Annotated in this window: 17 protein-coding genes and 1 pseudogene; all 18 read right to left on the minus strand. The window is 43.2% G+C overall.

The features are described from left to right. Window positions 1–140 precede the first annotated feature (140 nt). The gene (locus FU659_RS09530) at window positions 141–2366 is read right to left on the minus strand and encodes a glycosyl hydrolase family 95 catalytic domain-containing protein (protein WP_147947361.1); all 2226 of its coding nucleotides are present in this window, start codon (window positions 2364–2366) and stop codon (window positions 141–143) included. Window positions 2367–2381: 15 nt separating this feature from the next. After that, a complete protein-coding gene (locus tag FU659_RS09535) occupies window positions 2382–3260 on the minus strand; it encodes a carbohydrate ABC transporter permease (RefSeq protein WP_187274036.1) in 879 nt (292 codons plus the stop codon). Window positions 3261–3276: 16 nt separating this feature from the next. Beyond that, window positions 3277–4233: an ABC transporter permease gene (locus FU659_RS09540; RefSeq protein WP_147947362.1), complete on the minus strand. Its 957-nt coding sequence runs from the start codon at window positions 4231–4233 to the stop codon at window positions 3277–3279. A 96-nt stretch (window positions 4234–4329) separates the two neighbouring features. Then, the gene (locus FU659_RS09545) at window positions 4330–5979 is read right to left on the minus strand and encodes a type 2 periplasmic-binding domain-containing protein (RefSeq protein ID WP_147947363.1); all 1650 of its coding nucleotides are present in this window, start codon (window positions 5977–5979) and stop codon (window positions 4330–4332) included. 208 nt (window positions 5980–6187) lie between these two features. Continuing rightward, window positions 6188–8503, minus strand: coding sequence for a helix-turn-helix domain-containing protein (locus FU659_RS09550; protein WP_147947364.1), 2316 nt, complete (start codon window positions 8501–8503; stop codon window positions 6188–6190). A gap of 94 nt (window positions 8504–8597) precedes the next feature. Continuing rightward, window positions 8598–9722, minus strand: coding sequence for an alginate lyase family protein (locus FU659_RS09555; RefSeq protein ID WP_261807724.1), 1125 nt, complete (start codon window positions 9720–9722; stop codon window positions 8598–8600). Window positions 9723–10062: 340 nt separating this feature from the next. Further along, window positions 10063–10239: pseudogene (locus FU659_RS09560) on the minus strand (Gfo/Idh/MocA family oxidoreductase); the annotation flags it as partial. 99 nt (window positions 10240–10338) lie between these two features. Continuing rightward, window positions 10339–11457: an efflux RND transporter periplasmic adaptor subunit gene (locus tag FU659_RS09565; protein WP_147947365.1), complete on the minus strand. Its 1119-nt coding sequence runs from the start codon at window positions 11455–11457 to the stop codon at window positions 10339–10341. Window positions 11458–11483: 26 nt separating this feature from the next. Further along, entirely contained in the window at window positions 11484–12356 is an 873-nt protein-coding gene (locus tag FU659_RS09570) for a carbohydrate ABC transporter permease (protein ID WP_397355407.1), read from the minus strand. 17 nt (window positions 12357–12373) lie between these two features. Further along, entirely contained in the window at window positions 12374–13255 is an 882-nt protein-coding gene (locus FU659_RS09575) for a carbohydrate ABC transporter permease (RefSeq protein ID WP_187274037.1), read from the minus strand. After that, window positions 13248–14678 (minus strand): ABC transporter substrate-binding protein, encoded by a 1431-nt coding sequence (locus FU659_RS09580; RefSeq protein WP_147947367.1) that lies wholly within the window; start codon window positions 14676–14678, stop codon window positions 13248–13250. The genes FU659_RS09575 and FU659_RS09580 overlap by 8 nt, the downstream gene beginning before the upstream one ends. 195 nt (window positions 14679–14873) lie before the next feature. After that, window positions 14874–16004, minus strand: coding sequence for a hypothetical protein (locus tag FU659_RS09585; protein WP_147947368.1), 1131 nt, complete (start codon window positions 16002–16004; stop codon window positions 14874–14876). Continuing rightward, complete coding sequence (locus FU659_RS09590; protein ID WP_147947369.1) at window positions 16001–17455, minus strand: sensor histidine kinase; 1455 nt, start codon at window positions 17453–17455, stop codon at window positions 16001–16003. Before FU659_RS09590 ends, FU659_RS09585 begins: the two co-directional genes overlap by 4 nt. Window positions 17456–17468: 13 nt before the next feature. Next, window positions 17469–18155, minus strand: a complete 687-nt coding sequence (locus tag FU659_RS09595; protein ID WP_147947370.1) for a response regulator transcription factor — start codon at window positions 18153–18155, stop codon at window positions 17469–17471. Between the two features lie 885 nt (window positions 18156–19040). Next, a complete protein-coding gene (locus tag FU659_RS09600) occupies window positions 19041–20564 on the minus strand; it encodes a caspase family protein (protein WP_261807725.1) in 1524 nt (507 codons plus the stop codon). Between the two features lie 102 nt (window positions 20565–20666). Further along, window positions 20667–20960, minus strand: a complete 294-nt coding sequence (locus FU659_RS09605) for a hypothetical protein (protein WP_147947371.1) — start codon at window positions 20958–20960, stop codon at window positions 20667–20669. A gap of 20 nt (window positions 20961–20980) precedes the next feature. Beyond that, window positions 20981–22399, minus strand: a complete 1419-nt coding sequence (locus FU659_RS09610) for a P-loop NTPase fold protein (RefSeq protein ID WP_147947372.1) — start codon at window positions 22397–22399, stop codon at window positions 20981–20983. A gap of 61 nt (window positions 22400–22460) precedes the next feature. Beyond that, on the minus strand, window positions 22461–24431 hold the full coding sequence (locus FU659_RS09615) for a UvrD-helicase domain-containing protein (RefSeq protein ID WP_147947373.1): 1971 nt from the start codon (window positions 24429–24431) through the stop codon (window positions 22461–22463). Between the last annotated feature and the right edge of the window lies 1 nt (window position 24432).

Raw genomic sequence — 24432 nt, forward strand, 5'->3', positions numbered from 1 at the left:
AAAACCTATTCTTCGCCAGCACCATATACATGTCAATTTAACGGATTTGGATTACTCGCCACGTAAACCCTTACCCCACAAGATTGCGTTAGCCCCAATCCAATCCCTCTTAAACAATTCCAGCTCTGCATACTCACTCGTTACAATCCATAAAGACGCCAAGGCTTGTGTCCTCCGAAAAAGCGGGCAACCTTTCTGTGCGATTCCACAGCATGAATTTTCAGATCGGGTACCTCTTCGCCCGGGTACAGAATCGCTTCTTCCCCTTTACCCAAATCCAATATGATTTCGTCTTCACCATCTTTCAAATCTACGGTGTGCTCGATAACGTTAGTACGCATTATCTTCCAACCAACAATACCGTTCCAGCCCGTCTTGATTACGCACGGCTCTCCGGCCAAGCTCTTCACCCGGATAAACTGGGTTTCACCATCTCGGCGCATCGCGCTGACTAAGAAGGCACCTTCAGTCCGCAGATCATGAAATGCCGTCTCTCGCCACTCGTCTGGCACCGCCGGGAATACCCGTATCTTGCCACCCCAACTTTGAAGCAGCATATCGTGGATCGCTTCGGCGCCGGCGAGCGGCGTTTCGATAACCGGACCCGCTTCCTTATACATCGTATTCGGTTTAATGATCATCAGCAGCGATTGTAAATACCGCAAAGCCTCATTGCCCCAGCCGAGTGTGGCAGCGATAGAAGCAGCGCCTGTCATACTGAAGCCGCGCAAGTCGCCTTCCTTCCCGATCCAATGGCGAAGTGAGGTGGCAATCAGTTCCCGGTCCTCCTCACGCTCGCAGCCAATCAAATGCAGCGGGAAAATGGCGAGAAGATGACTGAAATGCCGGTGTCCGTATGCGAGCGGTGTGTCTTGCCCGATCATAAAACCAGTTTCATCTACAGGTAGAGGAGTCAGCTTTTCCAGAACTTCCTTCCATTTCACGCGGAGCGGATCTTCCTCCGTCAATCGATCACAAATCTCCAGAAGTGTTTCGCAGCCCCAACGCAGCAAAGCGAGATCGTAATGGCAGTCACGTACCTTAGTTCGCATAAATGAGCCATACTCGGGTGAAATGGTTGGCGGAAGATGAAGCCAGCCGTCGTCGCCTTCTTCCAAGATGTGAAGATAATAATTCACACTTCTGCGCAATAGGGGGAATAAGATGGTTTTCAGCATCTCATCATCCATGGAATACCGATACTGCCGCCAAACGTTATGGCAAATCCAATTCAAATTCCCAATTTCATCATCCACCTCTGCCCGTAGATCGTAGCTGCAGCTGCGGCCAAGTCCAGCGGAGTCGTGTCGGAAGGGCTCGGGAACGTTATTGATTAGATTTTCCTTGTTTTCTTCTAAAGTTCGAACAAGTGAGGCCCCGATGTCCAGTCGATTGGCCGTATAGACGGGGGAATAACTCATTTGTACATTCATATTGAACCAAACGCCTGGCCATGGTGTCGAAGTAAGCCATGGGCCTTGATTATCAATCAACAGTTGATCGGCTCTCGTAGCCGAAGCCAATTTGTACATTTGAATCCAGTAAAAGCTTTGGAGCCGCCCGTCGGGAATCGAAACGAAGCTTTTCCGATAATAACGATGCCACCACTGGCGATGAGCTCGCACCCATTCGTCGAAGTCCATATTAGAAGCTTGATTAACCGCGTCCACAGCCTCTATCATTGCAGCTTCGTCATGCCCTTTGATAATCGTCATAAAGAATACCCGACAATTCGGAGACGTTTGAATTTCCCTCCAGGCTGTTACACACCCTTCCTCCGAAGAATATCGCTGAATGCAAAAGCTCACGCCATCTTTATCCGCTTTTTCCACTTCGGTAGCAGGTATAAACTGATTTAAATTGAATCCGTCGGCATTTTTCAGCACGTGATCGACTTCTGGATAGGGATACCACGAAAATTGTGTGCCGTTCTCTCCTTCCGATGTCTCGATCTCGACGGCCATGACCGGTACCTCGCTATGAACAATAGAACGGAGATTAACCTCACCGCGTGTCGTCGTCAGATTGGCGCGAAGTTCAGCGTTCCATAAGTCAACTCGCATACTCGTCGGGTGATAAATCATACCTTCCATCTCCAGGTCAAGCTCACCAATCGGCACGCGTGGGGGGAAGCCCGGTCGGTCAGTCCGGCTTGCCGTCACATCTGTGCGTCCCGCAACAAAGCGCAGCACATGCCGCTTCTTTGCATTTTCCTCCCCGTATATCATCGAACCGATCGAACCATTGCCAATGAAGGCACCTTCATCCCAACTGACTGGCTTGACGACCCATTCCATATCATTTTCTGCCATGAAACGTTCCCATTCCACATTGAGCACCATTCGCGCTGTCTCCATGTCGTGCATAACAAGCACCTTCCTCTAACCCTTAATCGCTCCGATAAGCGCACCTTTGACGAAATATTTCTGAAGGAACGGATAAACGAGCAGAATCGGCACCGTTGCCACAATGATGGTCGCGTACTTCAAAGTAGCCGAGAGCATCGCAGAGGCACCGTCGGAGGCACCTAAGTTCGAGCTTGCTTCCCCTTGAAGTAAAATTTCGCGCAGCACAAGCTGCAGCGGATACAGTGACCGATCCTGCAAGAAAATCATGGCATTAAACCATGAGTTCCAATGGCTAACGCCGTAATACAATAACATAACGGCAATAACGGGCATGGATAACGGTAAAATAATCCGGAACAAAATGACAAAGTCGTTCGCCCCATCCATCTTGGCCGACTCCTCCAAAGCATCCGGAATCGCTTCGAACGCCGTTTTCATAAGAATAAGATTAAATGTGTTGATCGCTTGCGGAATAATGAGCGCCCACAAGGAATCGATCAGCCCTACCCCTTGAATCGTCAAATATAGAGGGATCAGCCCTCCGCTGAAAAACATCGTAAACACGATAAACAGCATCAAAGGCTTGCGGTATTGCACGCTTTTTCGCGATAATGCATAGGCACCGAAAGCCGTAAGCACAATATTGATAAAAAGACCTACGAAGACAACAAAGAACGTATTGCCGTACCCTTTCAGAATCATCGGATTCCGAAACACATTCGTATAGGCGTCGAGTGAAAATCCAAGAGGACGCCATAAAAGACCTTTGTGCCCCATCAAATTTCCGGCATCACTGACAGAGGCGAACGCCACAAACACAATCGGATATATCGTAACTACCATAAGTAAGGTCAAGAAAATCGTATTGATGTAATCGAAGCTCTTTTCCGGTATTGTCGCCCGGTTCAGCATGTCAAACTCCTCCTCTTTACCACAGGCTCGTATCGTTGAATTTGCGGCTTAACCAGTTGGAACTAAGGAGCAGGATAAAATTGATTACAGAGTTAAACAAGCCGACCGCCGAGCTGAAGCTGTAATTGAAATCCTGTAGACCAGCCCGGTACACATAAGAAGATATAATGTCAGCCGTTTCATATGTACCTGGATTGTAAAGCAAAATGACTTTCTCGAACCCGACGTTCATCATCCGTCCGACCTCCAAAATGAGCAGGATGATGATCGTTGGCATCAATCCGGGAAGCGTCACATTCGTCATCTGCTTCCACCTGCCGGCACCGTCTATTTTCGCCGCTTCGTACTGCTCCTGATCAATGCCGGTTAAGGCCGCCAAAAAGATGATCGTTCCCCAACCGATATGCTGCCAGACACCCGACGATACATACACGGAACGAAAAAAGCTCGGTTCGAGCAAAAATGTGGTTCGCTCCCCGCCGAAAAAAACAATCAAGTCATTGATTACGCCATCGCTGGTGGTGAAATCTTTGATTATTCCGCAAATGACAACAAGTGAAATAAAATGCGGCATATACGTGACGGTCTGCACTGTACGTTTAAATAAAGCATTTCTCACTTCATTGAGAAGAAGGGCCAACACGATTGGTGCTGGGAATCCGAACACCAGCTGGTAGAAGCTAATAAGTACCGTATTTTTTATTGTCCTCCAGAAATATGGACCGGTAAAGAATGCTTGAAAATGCTCAAACCCCACCCAATCGCTCCCCCAAATGCCGAGCCGTGGCGAAAAATCCTTGAATGCAATAATCGCGCCATACATCGGTGCATAATGAAAGATGACATAATACAGTAGAACGGGAAACAGCATCACATACAGTAGTTTGTTTTTCCTAATATCCATAAATATCCCAAATTGGGATCGCTTTTTCGGTATGTAGGGAATTACTGGTTTAGGATTGATCGCATTCATTTCTCTTCTCCCTCTCTATCCTATGGCTAACTCCTTACAGGTAAATACAGCCGCCGTCTATTCCTTCGTATTCACCTGCAAGACGCCATTAAGGCTTTAGCGTTTATTGTAGCGGTCGAGAGCATCCTGATAAATTTTCGTCACCTTGTCGATACCCATTTCATTAATGCGTTTTACGTACTCATCGAACTTTTCAATGGGTTCCTTGCCCATAACGAATTTCATGAACATTTCTTCTTTATAGCTGGTAATCGCTGTGTTCAATTTCGCAACTTCCTTGCTTTCGTCTATTGTCGGAGTGATGAATAGCGGCATAACATGCTTGACAGCGTCCGTTTCACCCCAAATTTTGATAGCTTCGTCCTGCTCCTTGAACGTGTTAAAGCTCTTTCTGCTGTCTCCAAGAAACGGACCGTTCGGCTTCGTATACTGAGAAACCATTTGTTGAAGATTAAACTTCTCATTTTTGGTGATTTTCTCGCTAAATGTAGGGACACCGTTATCCATCTTATAGCTTTCGCCTTCAATGCCGAAGTTGAACAGCAGGCTGCCTTTTTCACCGTAAGCATAATCCAACCATTTAACTGCGAGCTCGGCGTTCTTCGTGTCGCCCGCTACCGCTTTGCTGACGTTCGGGTTGTACTTGAAATCACGCTGCCCAATAAAAGCGCGTTCCCCTTTTTTCAATGTCGGATATGGGGCTGCAACCAGTTGGAATTTCGGGTTTTTCTTCTTCCCCGTATCCATCCATCTGCCCATGCCGCCACTTAAAAGTCCTACGGTTGCGCCTGCACTGTCACTCATTAATTTGTTGTCAAGCGATTTGGAATCCGTGTTGAGTGCGAAATCTTTATCGAGCAATCCTTCCGCGTACCATTTACGCAGCAGCGTCAAAGCATCCTTAAACTGTGGATCGACAGGTCCGTATTTCACTTTCCCTTGATCATCAATATAGAACCTATTTGCCGTTTTGAAGGCGCCTATGAATGCGTCCTGAATGTTTAGCTCGTTACTATAAAGGGCAGTAAATGGTGCGGATGCACCTTTCTTCTCTTTGAACGCCTTTAACACTGTATACCATTCGTCGATCGTCGTGGGAACCTGTAGATTCAATTCATCCAGCCAATCCTTGCGGATCATCGGACCCCGGAATACCAAACCATTATCTGCACGGATCATCGGAAATGCGTAATATTTGCCGCTGTCCGTTTTGATCATCTTGTCCAATTCCTTGTCTTGCTGAAGTAATTTCTTCAAGTTGGGCGCATTCTTGTCAATCAAATCATTGAGCTGCAGAATGACTTTGTCTGCGATTGCTTTCTCCGGTCCACCCGGATAAGCAGCGTTCCCGTTCCCACCACCGCCACCGCTCCAATTGTATTCGATGACATCAGGCAATTTATTGGATGCAATCAACAGATTGAATTGATCCTTCGATTGTCCATCCGCTGGATGTGTATATTTCACTTTAACGCCGGTTTCTTTTTCCAGTTGCATACCAAACGGCGATTCGGCCAAATTCGGGAAAAATGCGGGCAAGTTCGTATCCATCTGTTCCCAAGACGTTAACGTTTCTTTCGTAGAGATCGGGTACTTACTCACCGTCGTTACCGGCGTTGTAGTCGGTTTCGTTGTGGTGTCCTTTACACTCGTATTCTCTTTCGAGCATGCGATTAATAAACTGGATGCCGCCACAACGACGCTAACTGCAATCGTTAAAGATTTGCTTTTCGAATTATTACTCATGTGAATCCCCCTCATATGAACTGGTCCTATGCACTTCGGTGCATCGTGGTTTTATTATGTTACGAAAAACGCTAAACGGATATCGTTAAAACCGAAACTGCATCATTAAAATCGATAAAAGACCACCATCAATTCCCGCAATCGCTATGTAAAAAACGGAAAAGCCGCGCAAGCATGCTTGTACGACTTTTCCATTTGCGATTCAGCGTCATTGAATGTCTTTATACTTGCCTGGCGTTATCCCCTCGAATTTTTTGAAAATCCGGTTGAACGTATTGATGTCGGTGTATCCGACTTTCTTGGCAATTTCCGCTACCGACAATGTTTGTAGGGAGAGAAGCTTTTTCGCTTCCTCCAATCGGGTTTTACTGATGAAATCAAGCAGTGCTTCTCCCGTCTGCGCTTTAAACTGCTTGGACAAATAGGATGGGGTCAGCCCGAACTTTTCACCCACCATCGATATGTTAAGGTTTTCCTCGCTGTAATTGTTTATTACGTACTCGATCACCTGCTGGCTGAGTTGGTTGTGCTCCTGCCCACGATCCTCTTGGATGGATTGGCACACCTGCTTCAGCACATCCCGAATTTGCACCTTCATCTCCTTGATACTTTGGCAGCCCATCAATCGATCGATCTGATTCATTTGCTCTATAAGCTCTCGCTTGTCGCTGCTCGTTCCGATTTCATCCATCGTTTTCAGCAAAGTGCCGATTAGGTCGAACATGAGACACTTGGCGAGCGGTACGGACAAGGATGCATCCGACACGTTAATCTCGATGATTTCATTAATCATTGCATTCGATTTGTCATAATCGCCCGTCTTCACGAAATTAATCAACTGATGCTCCACATGCAGCGGATAGTAGTAGCTTCTGGATTGCCGTATTGTTTCGGAACTTGGTAAACTATCATACCGGATAATCTCGCCGCTTCCCATGACAAGCCGGTACTCCAATGCCGCCAGCGTTTCCTGATAAGCTAAGGGGATCCCATACAAGTCCTCATGAATGCCGCTAATCGCCACGGTCAAATGGACATGGAAGTTGTCGAGCAAGAATGATTTCACCTGCACCGCGATTCTTTTCAACTCTTCCATATCTGGTTCCGTTCCGAAATTAACGATGCATGCTTGCATATCGTCCATTTCCGTAATAAAGGCGTGATTGTGATTACCAATCACTTCCTCTGCCACGTTCATAATAATAAAATGAAGCATCTTCACCTTCTGAGGAGCGGCATAATCGTCAATCTCAAGCTTACCGAAATGTTCAATATGGAACAGCAGAACGGCGAAATGCGGCGAAGCTATCCGGATATCGTGGGCCGCGAGCGATTCGTGTATGGGAACATTTTGTTCCAAACGGCCCTTCAGCAATCCTTGAAGAAAATGGGAACGGATAGCGTCACGATGCTGATGCAACCGCCTGTCTATCTGTTCCTTTTCCGCAAACGTATTATTCAACGCATCCTGTAAAAATCCGTATTCATTAGAACCCTCATCAAAGGAAATCCCTGATTTCACCGAGAAGCTCCGTATCAACAGGTTGATCGGTATATAATTTTTTCTCAGAAACAGGAAAGTAACAAGTCCGCCAATGAACAGGCTCAACAAGACACTAGCGTAGATCAACTTCTTCATATACTTCATCTTGTCGTCAAAAAGCTCAGCGGGAATCAACGAGACATATTTCCATCCAGTATTGGCCGAGGTTGTGTAAGAGATGGCAATCTGTTTGCCAGAGTCATTGTCATAATAGAAACCTGTTTTCCCAGTGAGCTTGTCGTAATTGAGAAAGTCTGGGCTATGTTCAAAGCCGGTCGAAGCGACCAGACGGTTTTCCTTATCCAGAACGGCTATCTTTGTTTCTTCCGTAGGTACGATATTTTTGAGCAGTTTCGAATCCTTAATCACAAATAAGATGACCGCGCCTGATTGATCTGTATTGGTAAGGATGACGGATTTAGCATACATAACGGCTTTAACAGAATGACTATCCTCCCTTAACGTTACAGGAACGTATTCTTGGATGTACCGCTTGTCGAAAAATTTCATCCATTCCTCGTAGCTCATCCCGTCCTTCTCGCGTACGGTTTGGAACAGCTTGCGGCTGTCCGTGTGATCACGAGTGGATATCACGGTGTCGCTGTTTCGGTAGTAGATGTATATTTGCTCGATAAAGTCATTCGCTGTTTGATACACCTGAAGATCGTTGGCAATGCTGACCAGATCGTAATAGTCGTTGTCCGTTAACGGCCTTGCCGAATTAATGAAACCGGTCACCCGTTTGCTGAGTGCGATTTCCAAACTTAACCGTTCAATACCCCCAAGACTGTTGTCGATCGCCTGCTCCATCTGCTCCAGAGCCGAATTATTGGCACGGTTGACTTCCGATTCCACCACATGCCAGGCAGCGACATACAAAATCCCACTGATCATAATCGGCACAAGCAGCACCGAAATATAAGAAGTGAGCCAAGTAACGATTACGCTGCGCTTGTTGAAACGAATTCGAGTACGACTCATGTGCACTAACCCCTCATCACCTTGTTGTAACTGCTTTCATTCCCATTATACCGAAAATGATGAGGGAAAGAAGAAATTTTCCCTTTGATCAACTTTACAACCAAAGCAGCGGTTGGCGGATGGCCATATTTCGGCGTACCTCCGAATTCGCCGGGTTTTTATCCAGCATGCGCCACAGATTCACTAACCTGTCTGACTCGTAAGCGAGCCCTGTGAATAATAGAAACGACATCCCAACAGGCCACTCTGCAAAGTGCTCCACATCCTGCCGATAAGGCCACTCTGATTTCCTTTCCAAATAAGGAAGCAAAAAGTCGATCCCCTTTCGAACTCCCCTCCCATCGGATAGCTGGTATTCCCATAAGTTGTCGTCGGGAGTCGATAAGATATGGCACAAGGTGACCAGATTATCCAGTGCGAAAATGGCATATGCGTAAGGCTTTGTTCGCGCCAGCTCTCTGGGCAAACTGCCATTCACATCCATTTGCTCAGGCAGCAGACGGGTCTTGAATTGTTCTTTGCAGTACGCGAGCATAGCTTGGTCTCCATTCATCTGTGCAAATGCGGCTGCTTGAACAAACCAGCAGATTCCATGATTATTGGTCTCGTCCCTTTCTTCAATCCCTTGATGGTGCGTGCTCATCCATTGCAAATAACTGGAGAACCATTCCACGAGCCCAAATCTCGTCGACTCCTCCATGCATAAGGCCCCTTGTAAAGCTTCTAAGGCGACCGTAATATCGATCAAATGAAGCGTATCGATAATCCCGATTCCCCTTCCGTGGCATACGCCAGGAACCGCTTGGGCATACAGCAAATGCGGATTCATTCGTGTCCATTCATCGAGGAAAAATGATTTCAAAAGCTGCACCGCTTTTGCCGCATATCGTTCGTCCTTCGTGATCCGATACGCAGAAGCCAATTTGGCCACATGCGTCCTCATGAGTCGCAGCATGCTCCGATGATGGCCGAAATTGCCGGGATTGCTCTCCCCGTCGCGTCGAACGTACGGAAGTCCGTCTTCCGTATCCGGATCTGGCCACCAATAGTCTCCGTTCGAATAATAATCATGGATACCTCCGGAGCTTCTGGGGGCAATCTGATCTGTTATTTGTATCATAGGGGATTGAAGAGATTCCTCTGCTTCTCGGACAATCCCCTCTATATCGAAGTAATGTTTCCAATATTCCTTGCTTATCTCCAAGACTCTCATCATCATCAAACTCCTCTTGCTTCTCCGAACAGGCAATAAAGACAACAAAGTCGGCCCCTCTTGGATAAGCCGTCACTGTTGTCTTCATGCAACTACTGAACCCGCATTTTCCAAAATGGATCATTAGGTTTAAGCCATTCGAGATATTTACAAACTTTTCTTTAAGAATACTCCCCTGCAGGACATTTCGTCTACATTACAATAAAAATAGACACCAAAATTTCTGATGTCTACAGCTGTCTACAATTTTGTCCAAAGTAAAAGACTTGTTCTATAATAAATAGGGGAATCTAGGCTAGATTCGTGATTGTAAATATCCGATGGCTTGTTGAATCTTAGGCCTATGCTCTACGGACGAATACCACCGAGGCACGCCATGCCTCTGGGCATAGTCTTCCGCGAGCCCTTCATTTCGCCGCATGACAGCGACGAGCTCCGAATGCTCGGCTTTCTGAAAGCCAGGTCCACTCTTCACTTCCGTGACATTGCCGCACCCGATGATGCCAAAGCGTATATTTTTCATAGGTCGTTTTACTCCTCGCTTCAAAGTAAACCGTTACCATTTATTGTAACACGGTTGTATGATTAAGCGCATGCCTGTTCTTGTCCCCCTACACATGGATTATTTGGTTAAGACTCGCACTCGGCTTCCTTCCAATAGCGGTACACTGCTTTCGATGATCACAGACATCTCTTTGAACAAGCCTTCGCTGAGAGCGGCGACATGCTCATTGGAGCTATCCACGGTAACGGTCCTGCGAGTGGCGTAGAAAGCGTTGCCTAACGGACCTTTTCTTTCCTCGATCATGTAGACATACGTGCCAGTATGATCTTTCCGAATAGCGGCACTTGAGATGAGCAATGTGTCGGCTTTTCCTTTTTTAGTTACAGTGACTTCTGCCCTCTCTCCACTTACAAGCGATGGGTCCTGCAACAGGACCGTCAACCGAGAAATCCCTAACTCTGCTGCGGAATCGGCTTGTACCAGACTTGCAGCTTTCCCCTGGGTGACGCGATTGTTTTGCTTAGGAAGATAAACGTCCATTACTTCGTTAACTGTAAGACTTTCGGCTATTTCTGAAGGAATTTGCAATTCAAGCTGAAACCCACTCTGCGTATTAGTAAGTCGGATATCTGGTACCCCTGCGCCTGCGGATAACCCTTCTTTGGCATTCACCGCTGCAACAATTCCATCGAAAGGAGCCTTCATGACCTGATACGAGCTAAGCCTTGCCTGCAAGTCGAGTATTTTTTTTTGTTGCAGGTTGATATCGATCTTGCTAATTTCCAAAGCAGCCTTGGCGGCAAGGATAGCCCCCTTATCTTCGTTGCGCTCCGATTGGATATAATCGTACTCCAACTTCTCTACCGAAAACTGGAGTTTGTTCAGCTCAGTCTGCTCCAGTACAAGTTGTTGCTCAGCTTCGTCATTGCTGTATTGTACAAGCGGCTGTCCTTGCTGGACAACGTCTCCTACCCGTACTAGCACCTTCTTAACGTTCCAACCGGCCTGTCCCGTTAGTTCTCTGACTTCCACTGGCTTGATGATATTGCTACCTTTAAATGTTTGATCCAACGGTCCCTGATTCACCGCTTGCGTTGTCACTTGCGGCAGCGTCAAAGCGTATAGCGTGTTGCTGAGTAAGGTGCAGATCACTAGGAAGGCGATCAGTACGCCGGTAATTCGACGAAGCCAGCGTTTCCGGCTTACGAAGCTTTCGTCGTTCATCTGTAATTCCAATTGGATTCCTCCTGCTCTTTATCCCTTTATCCCTTTATCCCGGAAAGTTGAATCCCTTCTATAAAATGCGTTTGCGCATGCAAAAACAGTACAACGATCGGACTCATAAATAACACAGACGCAGCGAAGATGACACCCCGAGCTTCCTTGCTAATCTGTGACAAATAAAGCGATAACGGCTGTTTGGTCACATCCTGCAAAAAAATGAGTGGCTGTTCGACCATATTCCAATAATCGACGAACAACAACATCGTTAATGCGGCTAAACCTGGTTTCACGAGCGGCAAAATAATTCGGCCGAATATCGTGAAGTGTCCCGCCCCGTCCATTTTGGCTGCTTCCATTAACGAGCTTGGAATATGGAACATAAATTGGCGCAGCATGAATACGCCGAACGCACCGAAGATGCCTGGTAAGATGATCGCAGCCCTCGTGTTCAGGAGCCCCAGCTCATCGAGAATAATATAATTCGGTACCAGCGTAACTTGGAACGGCATAAGCATCGTCAAAAGATAGAACAAAAACCATTTATCCCTCCCTCGAAAGCGTAGCTTGGCAAACGCATATGCCGCTAGCGACGCAACAACGATCTGTCCGACGATAATCGGAACTACCATGCCTACCGAGTTCCAGAACATATGAAGAAACTTCGGATTTCGCACTAGCACTTCTGCATATTGTTCAAAGGATACCCAATCGGGAATCCATTTCAGATTCACGAATACATCCTTTTCACCCGCTGCCTCATCCGTCATCTCACCGAGGAGATCATAATTCAGCCCTATCTCATGTTCCGTCATAAGTGAATTCGTTATAGTCAGCACGATTGGAACTAGCGTTAACAGCGCCCCTATCCCTAATAGGAGGGTCAATCCTATCGTAAGCAAATGACGCTTCATTTGCTCCATCCCTCCTCTCACTCCATAAACGACTGGAACCGACGCTCCACAGCCAGCAAAATGAACACCAGCATCAGGATGCAGCCGACCATGAGCGTGGCAGCAGCTGTGAGCTTTTGAATATCCAGCGAAAAAAACATATTGTTCATATAGTGCTGCAGCATATAGATGCGGTCATACGGATAATCGCCCGCAAGAAAGTAAGTTTCTCGAAACACTTTAAACGAATTTATAATCGAGATCAGTACGACAAAAATCATCGTAGGCGTCAAATATACGAGTGTGATATGAAACAACTGGCGCAGCCTGCTCGCCCCTTCGATCCGTGCCGTCTCATAATAAGAGGTAGGAACCGCTTGAAGTCCAGCCAAAAACAAGATCATGTTATACCCGATGTTTTTCCATATATACAAGAACACCAGCACCCCCATTGAACCTTCCGATTGCAGCCAATCTATCCGTCCCCACTGATGGCTATGCATCCAAGCATTCAAGGTACCGTTCCAATCGAAGAAGATTTGCCAAACCATAATAATAGAAGCGACTGGCACGACGAGCGGTAAAATAAAAGACGTCTGCAACCAATTCCGCATAGGCAGCCGTCGATTCAATAGGAGGGCGAGGGATAGGGACAAAATAATAAGCAGCGGGACGCTCACACCCGTGAAAATCAAGGTATTCGTCGCAGCTTTGTGAAACGACTTGCTGCTTAGAAGCGCAGCATAATTGTCGATGCCAACAAAAGATCCACCGAGCGTTGAGTCTGTAAAAGAATAAAAGATCCCCCCTCCAAAAGGGATCAAATAAAATAAAATGAAGCCAACCGCACTCGGTGCCAAGAAAATCCAAGCTGCTATTCCGTCCTTACCAAGCCAAGCCGACAAATGAAATTTATTCATTCAAATAAGTCGTAACCTTATTCTGAATCAGCTTAGCTACATCGGGCGCCGATTTCTGACCGCTGAAGAAGGCTTGGCTCTCCTTGAAGACGATTTCTTCTATCTTGGAAGGCTGGAACGCGACAGGATGAATGGCTCCCGTCAAGTAATCTTCCAAAACCTTGATCTGTGCAGGATCGACTGGAAACGACTGTCCTTTCAGTGGACCTTCCTCATAGGCTTTGATCGTTCCCTTAGTCAAGAGCTGCTGCACTTGTTTCTCGTATGCCTTTTTATTAATCGGAAACCCCGCCCGTTTAGCCGTTGACTGCAATTCCTCCGACATCAGGAACTGAAGAAAATCCAATGCCTCTTGTTTCACAGTCGATTTCTCGTTGATTCCGATAATTTGGTATGGGTAGAAGTAACCTCCGGCTTTCGTTCCCTCTGCGCGCGGCTTGGCGTATAATCTCGCTTGCTTGCCGGATTCTTTTATCATAACGAGATAAGCCGATGCCGAATTCACATTATCTGTCCTAAACATAGAACTGAGGCTACTTAAGTCGAGACCGTCATCGACCAACTTTTTAACCTGCGCCATCATATCGGTAAATGCCTTTGATTCAAAGCTTGCCGTTCGGCGATCCTCATTCACGAAACGCGTATAATTCTCTTTCACCATTTCCCTCAGCAGCGCTTGCATCGGTTCTTGTTTTGTTTTTGGCGGTAAAACAATCATATTTCCAACTCCGCCGCGCCCCGATTTGAACGGTTCTTTTTGACTTAATTGCTTTAGAGTCTCGGCATACTTTTCCCATGTCCAGTTTTTATCGTCGATCTGTACGCCGCTTTGCTTAATGGCTCCTTCGTCACCGATCATAACGTTTAGAAAAAACGCAAGCGGCAAGCCATAGAGGGCGCCATTGGTGTGGCTGTTCTCCAGGATATTGTTGTAATAATCGCCCTTGATAAATGAGGGGTTCTTTTTCAACATCTCGCTAAGATCAGCAAGCAGATGCTGGCCCACATACTTCTCGCTCGGAAGCGTATCCAAGGTAAGCATGTCAGGACCTTTGCCTGACAACATCGCTGTATTCGTCGCCGTTACGTATTTCTTGAGCTCAGCTTCCGCGTGTGCATCATCCGTCTCCACGTGTCGAAGATCAATGGTAATATTCGGATGAGCAGCTTCATATTTGATCTTGGCTTCCTTCACTCCATTGTCCAGATAAAAGGAGGAAAACACGATTGTCTTTTTCCCGCCTTTTGGGGAACTCTCTGGAGTCGTTCCCGTCTCTTGCGGAGATATAGTCTTCCCCGCTTCCCCCGTATTTGGAACAGTTGTCCCATTCGTTCTGCCGCCGATCGTGCTTGAACTGCAAGCCGACATCACAAGCATAATCACGCTTAGGCTAAGTCCTATCCAATATCGTTGTTTATTCATTTTCGATTCCCACCATTCATGTCATATGATTATATACCTACAAAATCAATATAATCCATGGATGTCACCATCACTTCTCCAACTTGTCAACTTAATGTGTACAGAAAACGACCGCCTACTCCTGTACACGAAGGATGTGTTGTCATAAAAAAAACCGCCTCTAAGTGAAGGCGGGAAGGTTCATCAAGATCAAGTTCATTTGAACTCAATCACCAAATTTTGATTGCTTATGACTTCAGGCGCTATAACAACACGAGGCTGATCTTGTTCGTAAGCTTTCAAGCCGCTAAGCAGCAGCTTTCCGTTATCAGGATTCCAATTTATCTGTGAAGGTACAACTCCTTTAAAAATTTGAGTTTTGTTCAACACATTGTTTCCATACAGCGAAGCTACATATAGCGTGTCCTTATCCTGCGAGTACGCGATATACTTGCGATCCGACGATAGGCGGAACATGCCAATCTGCTCTATTAAGATGGAGAGTGTGGCATTTCGTCGGTCATACGCATATAAGGTACCTTCCGGACCGATGAACGCGAGTTGGTCGTTATGAATCCATTCCACCCCACTGTCACGTCTAACGAGATGCTCATATTTGCTTGCAAATTCGTTTCCGTTCCATGTACCGAATTGGGCAGAGGAAAGCTTGTCAGTCGTTTTGACAACCGCCATACTTTGAGCGTCGTCGGTAATATGGACCGAGGTGATTGTATCTTTCGGCTTCCATCCCGCGAATGAATAGCCTTTCATCGTTTTCTCCGTCGTATCGTACACGCTGATCTGGGCTTCTCCGGTCACTCCACTGCGGGTGATATAGATGAGGTACCGACCATTATTTGACCATCCGAATTTGACAGTTCCAATCTGTTCATTCGATATGCGCCCTATACTTGTCCGCTGCTGATCGGTAAGTGAAACCAGATTCACGGCATAAGTACCGTCGTACTTCCGTACGGTGGAAGCAACAACTTGACCGTTAGGTGATAAGGTAATGTTGTTTTCCTGCACATCCGCATTTCGCAATTTCAGGTGAGATTCGTAAGGATAGTCGACACGATCCAGACTAGCTGAGCGGGTTTGCTTCCCAAAGAGGCTAAGCAGTGCATCTTGATCAATCCACCCTAATGGCATCCCGGATTCCGTGCTTTTGTCCAAAACGCGGTAAATGGTCTTGACGTCAAACAGTTCGTTTTTCTCGCTTGTCGCTGCCTCATCCCCCGAATCCGGAATAATTATCGTTTCCGACCGTGTTGCTCGTAAACAGCCCGTCAGCATGACGGATACAATCATGAGAAGAACGAACAACTCCGCCCCTCGTTTGCTCATTCCAGCACCCTCTCTGTTCTATAAGGGATGTCGATATAAACATTCGTTTGCTCCAATTCGCTAGTAAAGCGGATGCTCCCTTGATGCTCCTCGACGATTCCTTTGCAAATGCTAAGCCCTAAGCCTACGCTTCCCACTCCATGACTAACAGGATCTGCTCGATAAAATGGCTCGACAATACGGCTGAGATGCTCGGGGCTTATCGTCGGTCCTTGATTGGAAAATGTAAATTGTACGTAGCTGGACGCAAGTCTAGCGCTCGCCACAATGTCCGTATGAGCATACCCGTATTTGATCGCGTTATCGAGCAAATTAATAAACAGCTGCCGCAGTTTGTCGGCATGTCCATGAACGAATAAACCTTCCTCGCCTTCACAGCGAATGGTCTTCTTATACCGCTGAGCTTTGATCATCATCGTCTCGCAGACGTCTCGCAAAACAAGCCCCGAGTCGACAAGCGCAAACGAGTCCGGATCAGAGGATTCCTTCGACATTTCAAGCAGCTTCAACACCAGGTCATGCAGCCGCTTACTCTCATCTATAATATGGTTCATCCCTTTTTGAAATAAAACTGGATCTTGCGTTTCGTTCTCTCGGATAATAGTCGCATAGCCCATAATCGTAGTCAGCGGGGTTTTCAACTCATGGGTCACATTATCGAAAAACTGCTTGCGTACTAGATTCAACTCCTCTAGCCGATCTCGATCCTTTTCGATTTTAGTGAACTGATCCCGCAGCTTCTCAATCATCCTGCTAAAATTGGCGGCAAGCTTGCCGATCTCATCGTTCCGTCGGAACGTGAGGCGAGTGTCCAGATTGCCATTCATGACTTCTGTGGACGCTTTGGTCAATTTCACTAAAGGAACGGTGATATGACGTGATAACAAATAGGAGAACAGGAAAGCCGCTGCGAATACCGCCATCGCAATCATAAAGATCGTACGCTGAATCTGGGTGCTCTGCTCGTAGAGCAGGGTAAAATCCTTGGCGAAGCGGATAATCCCTACCTTGCTTCCATCGACTATGACGGGGTAGGAAAAGAGGACGGATGCGGTACCATTTTCGTAGGAAATGTTGTACGCAGTCTTGCCTTGCAGCGCCTGATTCAAGTCGTCTCCGCCTATTGAAAAAATCTTTTGATCAGAGGCAAACAGCAGCTCCCCGGTTAAATCATACATGCCAATGTTAGAGGAACTATCATGCTGCAAGGCTTTCGCCATTTCTTCAGCAATTTGCCCGAAATAAAGTTCGTCGTTGGCAAAATGATGGATCATGTAAGATTGCCGCACATATGCATTACTGTTGTTCTTCAGTCCAACCAAGCTATCGGTTATGATCTTACGATTGCCGGATTCAATGTTTTTTGCCACCATCTGATTCAAGATCAAAAAGAAAACTAGGAAAATCAAAAAGAACCCGATGAACAGCTTGGCTCCAATGGTGCGAAACATGCTATGAACCCACCTACTTCTCGAATTTATAGCCGATGCTGAATACAGTAGTGATCAAGTCGCTGAAGCCCAGCTTTTTGCGCAACCGTTGAATATGCGTATCGACCGTTCTCGTATCCCCGGCATAATCGTATCCCCATACCGTATCCAGCAGTTCCGTCCGGGTGAAGATTCTGCCCCTGTACTGGTACAGCATCATCAGGAGGTCATATTCTTTGGGCGTCAAATCAATCCATTCATCGTTTTTTTGGACTATTCGCTCCGCTGTAGAAATCACAATATCCTTAATTCGAATAAGCTCCTCTTTGGATTCTATGCTCGTCCGATTCGCTTGGGCAATTCGCCGTAAAATCGTTCGAATTCGGGCTACAACTTCCCGTAGATCAAAAGGTTTCGTAATATAGTCGTCCGCTCCGAATTCCAGACCTAGTATTTTATCGGTTATATCGGATTTCGCCGTAATCATAACAATCGGCATGTTATAAGCTGCTGTCACTTTTTTGCAAATGTCAAGACCGCTCTCGCCCTGCAGCATCCAGTCCAGCAACAGCAAGTCCGGCTTAAACGTCTCAAGTATTTTCCAACCTTCGGCTCCTGTTTGTGCCTTCTTGGTCAAATATCCTTCCTTGTTCAACCCGTACTCGAGCAAATCCGCAATAGCTGCCTCATCCTCGATAATTAAAATTTTGGTTTTCTCCATTCGTCCTCCACATAACACTGCAAAATGTACAACCAAACTGTATGCCTCTCGGTCGAGGAATCCCATCTATTGTACTATGCTCGAATAAGCCGACTCAACCAACAGTAGGTTGTTGTCATAACGGAGCAGTACGTTTCGCTATTTAGTTTAAGGCTTACTTGTATCATGCACGTCGCCGACTTGTAAACTTTTTGTGTCCAAATCTAGCTCAATGCCAAAATCAGTGCTTGAACAAATGCAAAAGTGTGCGTTAGCTGACCGCTAACCTTACCAGAATCCTACCAAGACTCCCTTTAGAAATGTAAAACTACATCTCTACGCCCCGTAAACCCTTACTCTACAAGGGTTATTTGTCATGACATAAAAAAAGGAACCCAGCCAACGGGGCGTAGGTTCCGGGAATTTAGTGATTTTTTAAGGTTTGAGAGATAAGGAAAACTAAGGCGTAAAGCCTTGTGTGGCAAGGGTTTGAGCTATTTTCAGAGAATGAAGGGATTTCATTTTCAATGCGCCGCGGAATGCGGAGTGTCTCATTCCCTACCAGAAATCCTACCAGGGATTATTTACATGACCTCATCGCCGCATTCGAGAGATAGGGTTTTGTACATTAAGGGAAAAACTGAAGAAAGTCTTGTAGGACAAGCCTTTCTTCAGTTTAATGTTTCTGCATTCGAATGGTCCGCAACGATCAGAATGAAAAAGTGTGACCAAAATACATATTCCATCACAAACATCCAAGAGTTCCATCAAAGAGGAAATATGTGCACAAAATTTATTTGGTTTATTTGTGCAGGAACCCTCATATTCTTATTGTCAGAGACTTCAATTATTATCCAACAAGTTTCTGAACATATTGACAGGTTAAGAGATCAAGAAAAATGATTATTATTCTAGTTCCAGTTGGTTTACATGAGACAGTGCAATTAGACTTGTTTTGGCGCTTGATAACATCTCCATAATAGTCCTTGTACCCCTTGGCTTAATTATTAGTTCATTTGTTGCAGTTAAAATGGTAAACTTTACTCCGTCAGGTGCTTGATATTCAATATAACCCCTTATATCATCCTCAACTAAATTACCACCAATCTCATCCTCGGCATCCTCGAACTTTTCAACCATTAAATCGAAATCAATCTCTCCGTTAATTGGGATAACAATTTCATCTGGGCGGATTGGAAAAACTCGCTCAAAGTTTTCAGGAAGTTCGTTAGCATCCGTGAGGAGTATTAATGTACGAATAATCATAACTTGTTTAGGGTTATCAGGATTTTGCAAAGAATCGATTGTGAAACGAAACAAACTAGAATCTAAGGAGCCACCACCATCTTGAACGCTCTTAGTAATATCCCTCCGTCGCAAGCCAAGGATGTCCTTACAACGCTCATAAATTGTATTAATTTCCTCTGAAATCGGTGTGGTCATAAGTCGATTTATGAAGTTATTTGCGTTTCCTGAATGGTACTCAGGTTCCCTATGCGTACTTCTATTAAAGCCAGGAAGGTTCCGAACATTTTGTGCTTCATTTTGTCGAAACATCATATCTTCATAAGCTAAATCAATACCCATTAATGGTAAATCGAAGTTTTGCTCGTCTATACCAAGATCACATACCGCAAATGTGTTGGAGCTTGATATTTGAGCCCACGGCGTTTGATTAGCACGTAATGTAGTTCGACTTCTAATAAATTCGGGCACAGCTTGTCGAAGATAATTTTGTAAAGAAGTATCAGTAATGTATTGATCCCTTACTAAGGCCTCCCTAACATCACCCTTAAGCGCCTTAATAAGATGGTACGTCCAAATCCCATGCTGCAATATGTTACTGGGATACGATTTTTCTCCAGGAGAACAAGATAAGAACATAGCTTGATAATTACTCGAACGAACAAAATCAACAAATTCATTATTGCTCATCTCTGAAAGTAAATCTCGTGAAGGAAATTGTTCTTGAATGTGGCTTGCACATGCGTCAATAAATATTAGACTCTTATTACATTCGGAATTATGTAAGGGATCAAACAAAATATCCTTTAGAGCAACGGTTGTACCACTAAGATTGGCTGTGTGTGTGTCCCAAGTTGTTATCCTATTAGATCCATCAGCATAGAAGCCATGCCCAGCGTAATAGAATATAAATCGATTATCTTCTTGAAGATTTCTGATCTCATATGAAAGTTCTTGCCGTAACGCTGTTGCGGTTGCATCTTGATTAATCCACATTTTCACATTTTCTATAGGTACACCCATGTCATTTATGAGCCAACTGTAAAATGCTCTAGCATCATTCTCAGCATAATGTACTTGAGAAATATTAAATTGATAATTTTCTACTGCAATTATTACAGCGTATGTTTGTTGAGATGCAATAACGTCCATAATTTCTTCAACTCCAAATCTCAAAATTTTCATTGCCCCTAAAAACCTTGTAGGCCGCTTAATTAAATGTAGGTTTAGTGCACCGAATCACTCAGAAGTAGAAATAATGTAATCATGATTTTTATCTCTCTAATATTAATCATCAGTACTTCCCTGGTGACGTTCAGCCTCACTCTCAAAATACATTTTTTCAGTCAAAACTTCATTCAGCTGCTTATATCTTTTTTTCAAAAGTAAATCTGATTCCTGTTTTTCTCTATCGGTAAAAAAATCTTTTATTGTACTGCTGTCCGTCCTGTCAATCAGTAAATATATAAATTTCCATGTATCGACGCTAAATTGAGCTTTTATTTTTTCAAATGCAGTTGTAAACAAAGTTTCAAAAACATGTAACTTTTCAATGTGGATATTTGTTACTATCTTCTCCAATGTACAGATATCATTTTGGTTTAACGCTTCATTATACTTTGCATTAAAAGTGATCTATGCTTCTCACGATTAATCTTATTTATAGAATTAATTATTTCAAATGTCCCCCGGCTACAAGGTTCCATTCCATAATAATCAACATTACACCAGTCGTCACTATCAAAGTAAGGTGGTTGCATCTCTATTTCGGGACTGTATAACTTACCAGCTATTTCAAGTAATTTCTCTTTGAATTTTTCAAGCATCTCTAAATCATTCAAAATATCAGCAAGTGAAATTATTTGCTTTTGCCCCACAAAATAGAATAAATTATCATTCGAAATATTATGACCAATCTTATCGAGCAATGTTGTTAAATCAGTTCTATTCAATTTGTAAACTTCGTATAAGATTCTAATATCTTTACTAATTTCAGTATCATTCAAAAAGTAATCTCGTAAAATGCTTTTATTATAATTTTCATATTTAAATATCTTTTGAATTTCTTTAAAAAGAGATAATTTATCATAATTTGCACCAGAAGCTTCTTTGATATCTTTCTCACTACCAAAATAATAATGGTGAACTACATTTTTGCACAAAGTTATGGTATTTTGATCTAAGTTAAAAACATCTTTTTTGTTAAATATATCAATTGCCTCTTCATTTACAAGTTTAATCAAATCTATAAACTTTTTATAAATACGAATATTACTTTTCTCCGAAAGTATTTCTTTTTTTGTAACAGTGTTATTATTGAAGTTAATGAGAATTGAACCCTCATTAATATAAGCTTGCACAATTGACTCAAGAAGATCTTTGGTTAAATATGGAATTTTATACAAAGCAATCTCTTTCAATATGTTAGGATCTAACTCATTAATTTTAAATTCATAATCTACTATCTTTTCTTTATAATCACTGAAGTCTTTTAAGTCCTCATTTAGCTTTAATGAATTTGCTATTATAATAACATTAAAATTGGTCGAGGCTCTTTCTATTAATCCAAGCAAGTCTTTAATGGCAATGTTCTTTGATTTTCTCTCAATATCATCAATACATAATATAATTTTTCTGTTTGAGTTACCATTTGAAATATTCTCTATGGATATATTCTCAATCAAGTCACTTAAATTAAAATCAATACCTGTAAATTTTTTAGCCACTTTTTTAGCCATATTACTACCTATTTTCACCATATTATTATCAGTTACTTTTTGTAGTGAATTAAACACTTCATACAATTGTAAAATTAAATCCCTCTCAATTTCTTTAACAGACAATTTTCCAAATACGGATACATATTTAAAATCATACTTTTCTTTGCTCTCCTCACTCCATTTTTTGATAGTGTAAGTTTTACCAATTCCCCAATCCCCATCAATTAACAGACATAGATTTTCATCAGAATTATTATTATAAATTTTTTCAATAGTTGCAATTACGTTAGTGTAATTCATTCATATTTCCCTCACTTGGTCGTTAAATATTTTACAAAAAACTAAAATACTCTTTCTCAGACTAAAGTATGTCCAAATGATGAACCCACCCTAAATCATTTAATTTTAATTTGTTATTAAAATAGACCTCTTCATTTAATACTATACACAGTAATTCAGTTGGCCTCGTCATAGCAACATACGCAACTCGTATGTGCTTATCTACGTGTTCTTCAATGCTTGAATTTTGTTCCCCAATCAAATACTTAATGATGCTTTCATTTGTTTTAGAAAAATAAAAAGTTTCCAAATATAAGGTGGCAGTATGTGTTTGACCTTTAACTCCATGAACACTATCTATCTCAATACTTAAATCTTCATATGTGTATGTGCTCTCATTTGCCTCTTTAACTGCTAATGTCGGAGAGATAGCAGTCCCATATATAAATTCATCTTTAGAAAAGTCAACTTTATAACTGAACAACCGATTCATTATGATAGCAATCATATGCTGGAAACTTGCTGTTACAGATTTCTCTTTTTCTATTTTTAATATTATTCTTGCAAAGTATCTATGAGTTGTTTTATATAACCTTTCATCCGTTTCACGTAAATGCTTCAAAAAAGCTGCATTTGAAAAATATCTGTTTTCGGTAGTCTTAATATCGTTAATTCGTAAGAACTTCAAAATTGCTAGAATGAATCGACTGTAGTATGCCTTTGTACCTTCTTTCTCAATTACTTCACTATCAAGCTTTACTAAGTAACTCCGAAGTCCGGAGAAATCATTATTAACTTTCTTTCTGACTCCGTACTTTTCAAATTCAGGAAAGTAGCTTGTAATTGATAACCCTTCATTTCTGGCTTTCACCATTCCAACAGCTTTGAATATTGCACTATCCTGCTCATTCAATTGACAATTAATAATTAGCTTTGCAAAAGTTTCAGGTACATGTGACACATCATTATCTTTATATGTAATAATGACAGGTGAATATAAGTTATCTTTTTGAGATTCTCTACCTTGCATTCCATAAGGTTGTAGAGCAACAACATCTGCCACCTTTGCTATACTTTTACTCATTCTGTTACTATTTATAATGAACAGAGGTTCCTTTGGTTGCCAAGCACACCCCTTATCCTCAGATTCATAAATTGTTTGCTGCGGGTCACCAAAACATTGAAAGATTACTTTTTGATCATCAAAAACCTTATTTAATATTCGCATCTGAAGATCGCTAGTATCTTGCATTTCGTCCACAAAAACAAACGAAAAGCGCTCTGAAAAAATGCTTTGCAGTTCCTTTTCAAATTCATTTACATATCTCAGTGCAAGTCCTTGGAGTTCATTGTAAGAGCATACTCCGTCATTTAGAAGTTCATCAATCAACTTTGTGTATTCTTTATAAGAATCTGTGTCAGGATTTTTTAAAACAGTGGTCTTTTTATTAAAAGCCACTTTTTTTATGGCGCTATCGCTATAATCAAATTCTAAAGAGCGAAGTATTTCTTCTTTTGCTTTTCCTATTGTGATATTATCCCTTGATTCTTTTATCTCCTCATCTAATCTTCCATAGAGAAATTTATCTAGTTTACTTCCTGAAAATGGAGGATATAGGCTTTTATATTTTCTTACTAATCGTAACTTATAATCGTCTGTTTCAAATACCCTAGATATCCTTGAAGAATAATATTTAACAAATGCTGGACTGGCTATAAACTTACTGATAAATGAATGCAACGTTCCAACAAAATTGGGGTAAGAGAGAAGTTTATTGGCTTTATCGCCTAACCGATCTTTTATTTCATCAATTGCAACGTTAGTATGAGTAAGAATGCATATACCTTTATTTTTTTTCAAAGGTATATGCCGTGATAGTATTATTAGTTTAGCGAGCAAAACTGTGGTTTTTCCGCTACCAGGGCATGCGACTATATCTCTACTCTTCATGCATTTGATAGCGTCAATTCTTGGCACATCAAAGCCCCTCGGTATGTTCAGAACACTCGCTGCGTATTTAATGTCCTCATCAGTTACAATTATCTCATACATT

Origin of the sequence: Paenibacillus sp. N3.4 (assembly GCF_008017805.1) — a bacterium.
Lineage (GTDB): Bacteria > Bacillota > Bacilli > Paenibacillales > NBRC-103111 > Paenibacillus_E.

Coding starts and splice junctions, on each gene's coding strand:
- FU659_RS09530 (WP_147947361.1), bottom strand. CDS start 2,366: ATGCACGACATGGAGACAGCGCGAATGGTGCTCAATGTGGAATGGGAA.
- FU659_RS09535 (WP_187274036.1), bottom strand. CDS start 3,260: ATGCTGAACCGGGCGACAATACCGGAAAAGAGCTTCGATTACATCAAT.
- FU659_RS09540 (WP_147947362.1), bottom strand. CDS start 4,233: ATGAATGCGATCAATCCTAAACCAGTAATTCCCTACATACCGAAAAAG.
- FU659_RS09545 (WP_147947363.1), bottom strand. CDS start 5,979: ATGAGTAATAATTCGAAAAGCAAATCTTTAACGATTGCAGTTAGCGTC.
- FU659_RS09550 (WP_147947364.1), bottom strand. CDS start 8,503: ATGAGTCGTACTCGAATTCGTTTCAACAAGCGCAGCGTAATCGTTACT.
- FU659_RS09555 (WP_261807724.1), bottom strand. CDS start 9,722: ATGATGATGAGAGTCTTGGAGATAAGCAAGGAATATTGGAAACATTAC.
- FU659_RS09570 (WP_397355407.1), bottom strand. CDS start 12,356: ATGAAGCGTCATTTGCTTACGATAGGATTGACCCTCCTATTAGGGATA.
- FU659_RS09575 (WP_187274037.1), bottom strand. CDS start 13,255: ATGAATAAATTTCATTTGTCGGCTTGGCTTGGTAAGGACGGAATAGCA.
- FU659_RS09580 (WP_147947367.1), bottom strand. CDS start 14,678: ATGAATAAACAACGATATTGGATAGGACTTAGCCTAAGCGTGATTATG.
- FU659_RS09585 (WP_147947368.1), bottom strand. CDS start 16,004: ATGAGCAAACGAGGGGCGGAGTTGTTCGTTCTTCTCATGATTGTATCC.
- FU659_RS09590 (WP_147947369.1), bottom strand. CDS start 17,455: ATGTTTCGCACCATTGGAGCCAAGCTGTTCATCGGGTTCTTTTTGATT.
- FU659_RS09595 (WP_147947370.1), bottom strand. CDS start 18,155: ATGGAGAAAACCAAAATTTTAATTATCGAGGATGAGGCAGCTATTGCG.
- FU659_RS09600 (WP_261807725.1), bottom strand. CDS start 20,564: ATGAAAATTTTGAGATTTGGAGTTGAAGAAATTATGGACGTTATTGCA.
- FU659_RS09610 (WP_147947372.1), bottom strand. CDS start 22,399: ATGAATTACACTAACGTAATTGCAACTATTGAAAAAATTTATAATAAT.
- FU659_RS09615 (WP_147947373.1), bottom strand. CDS start 24,431: ATGTATGAGATAATTGTAACTGATGAGGACATTAAATACGCAGCGAGT.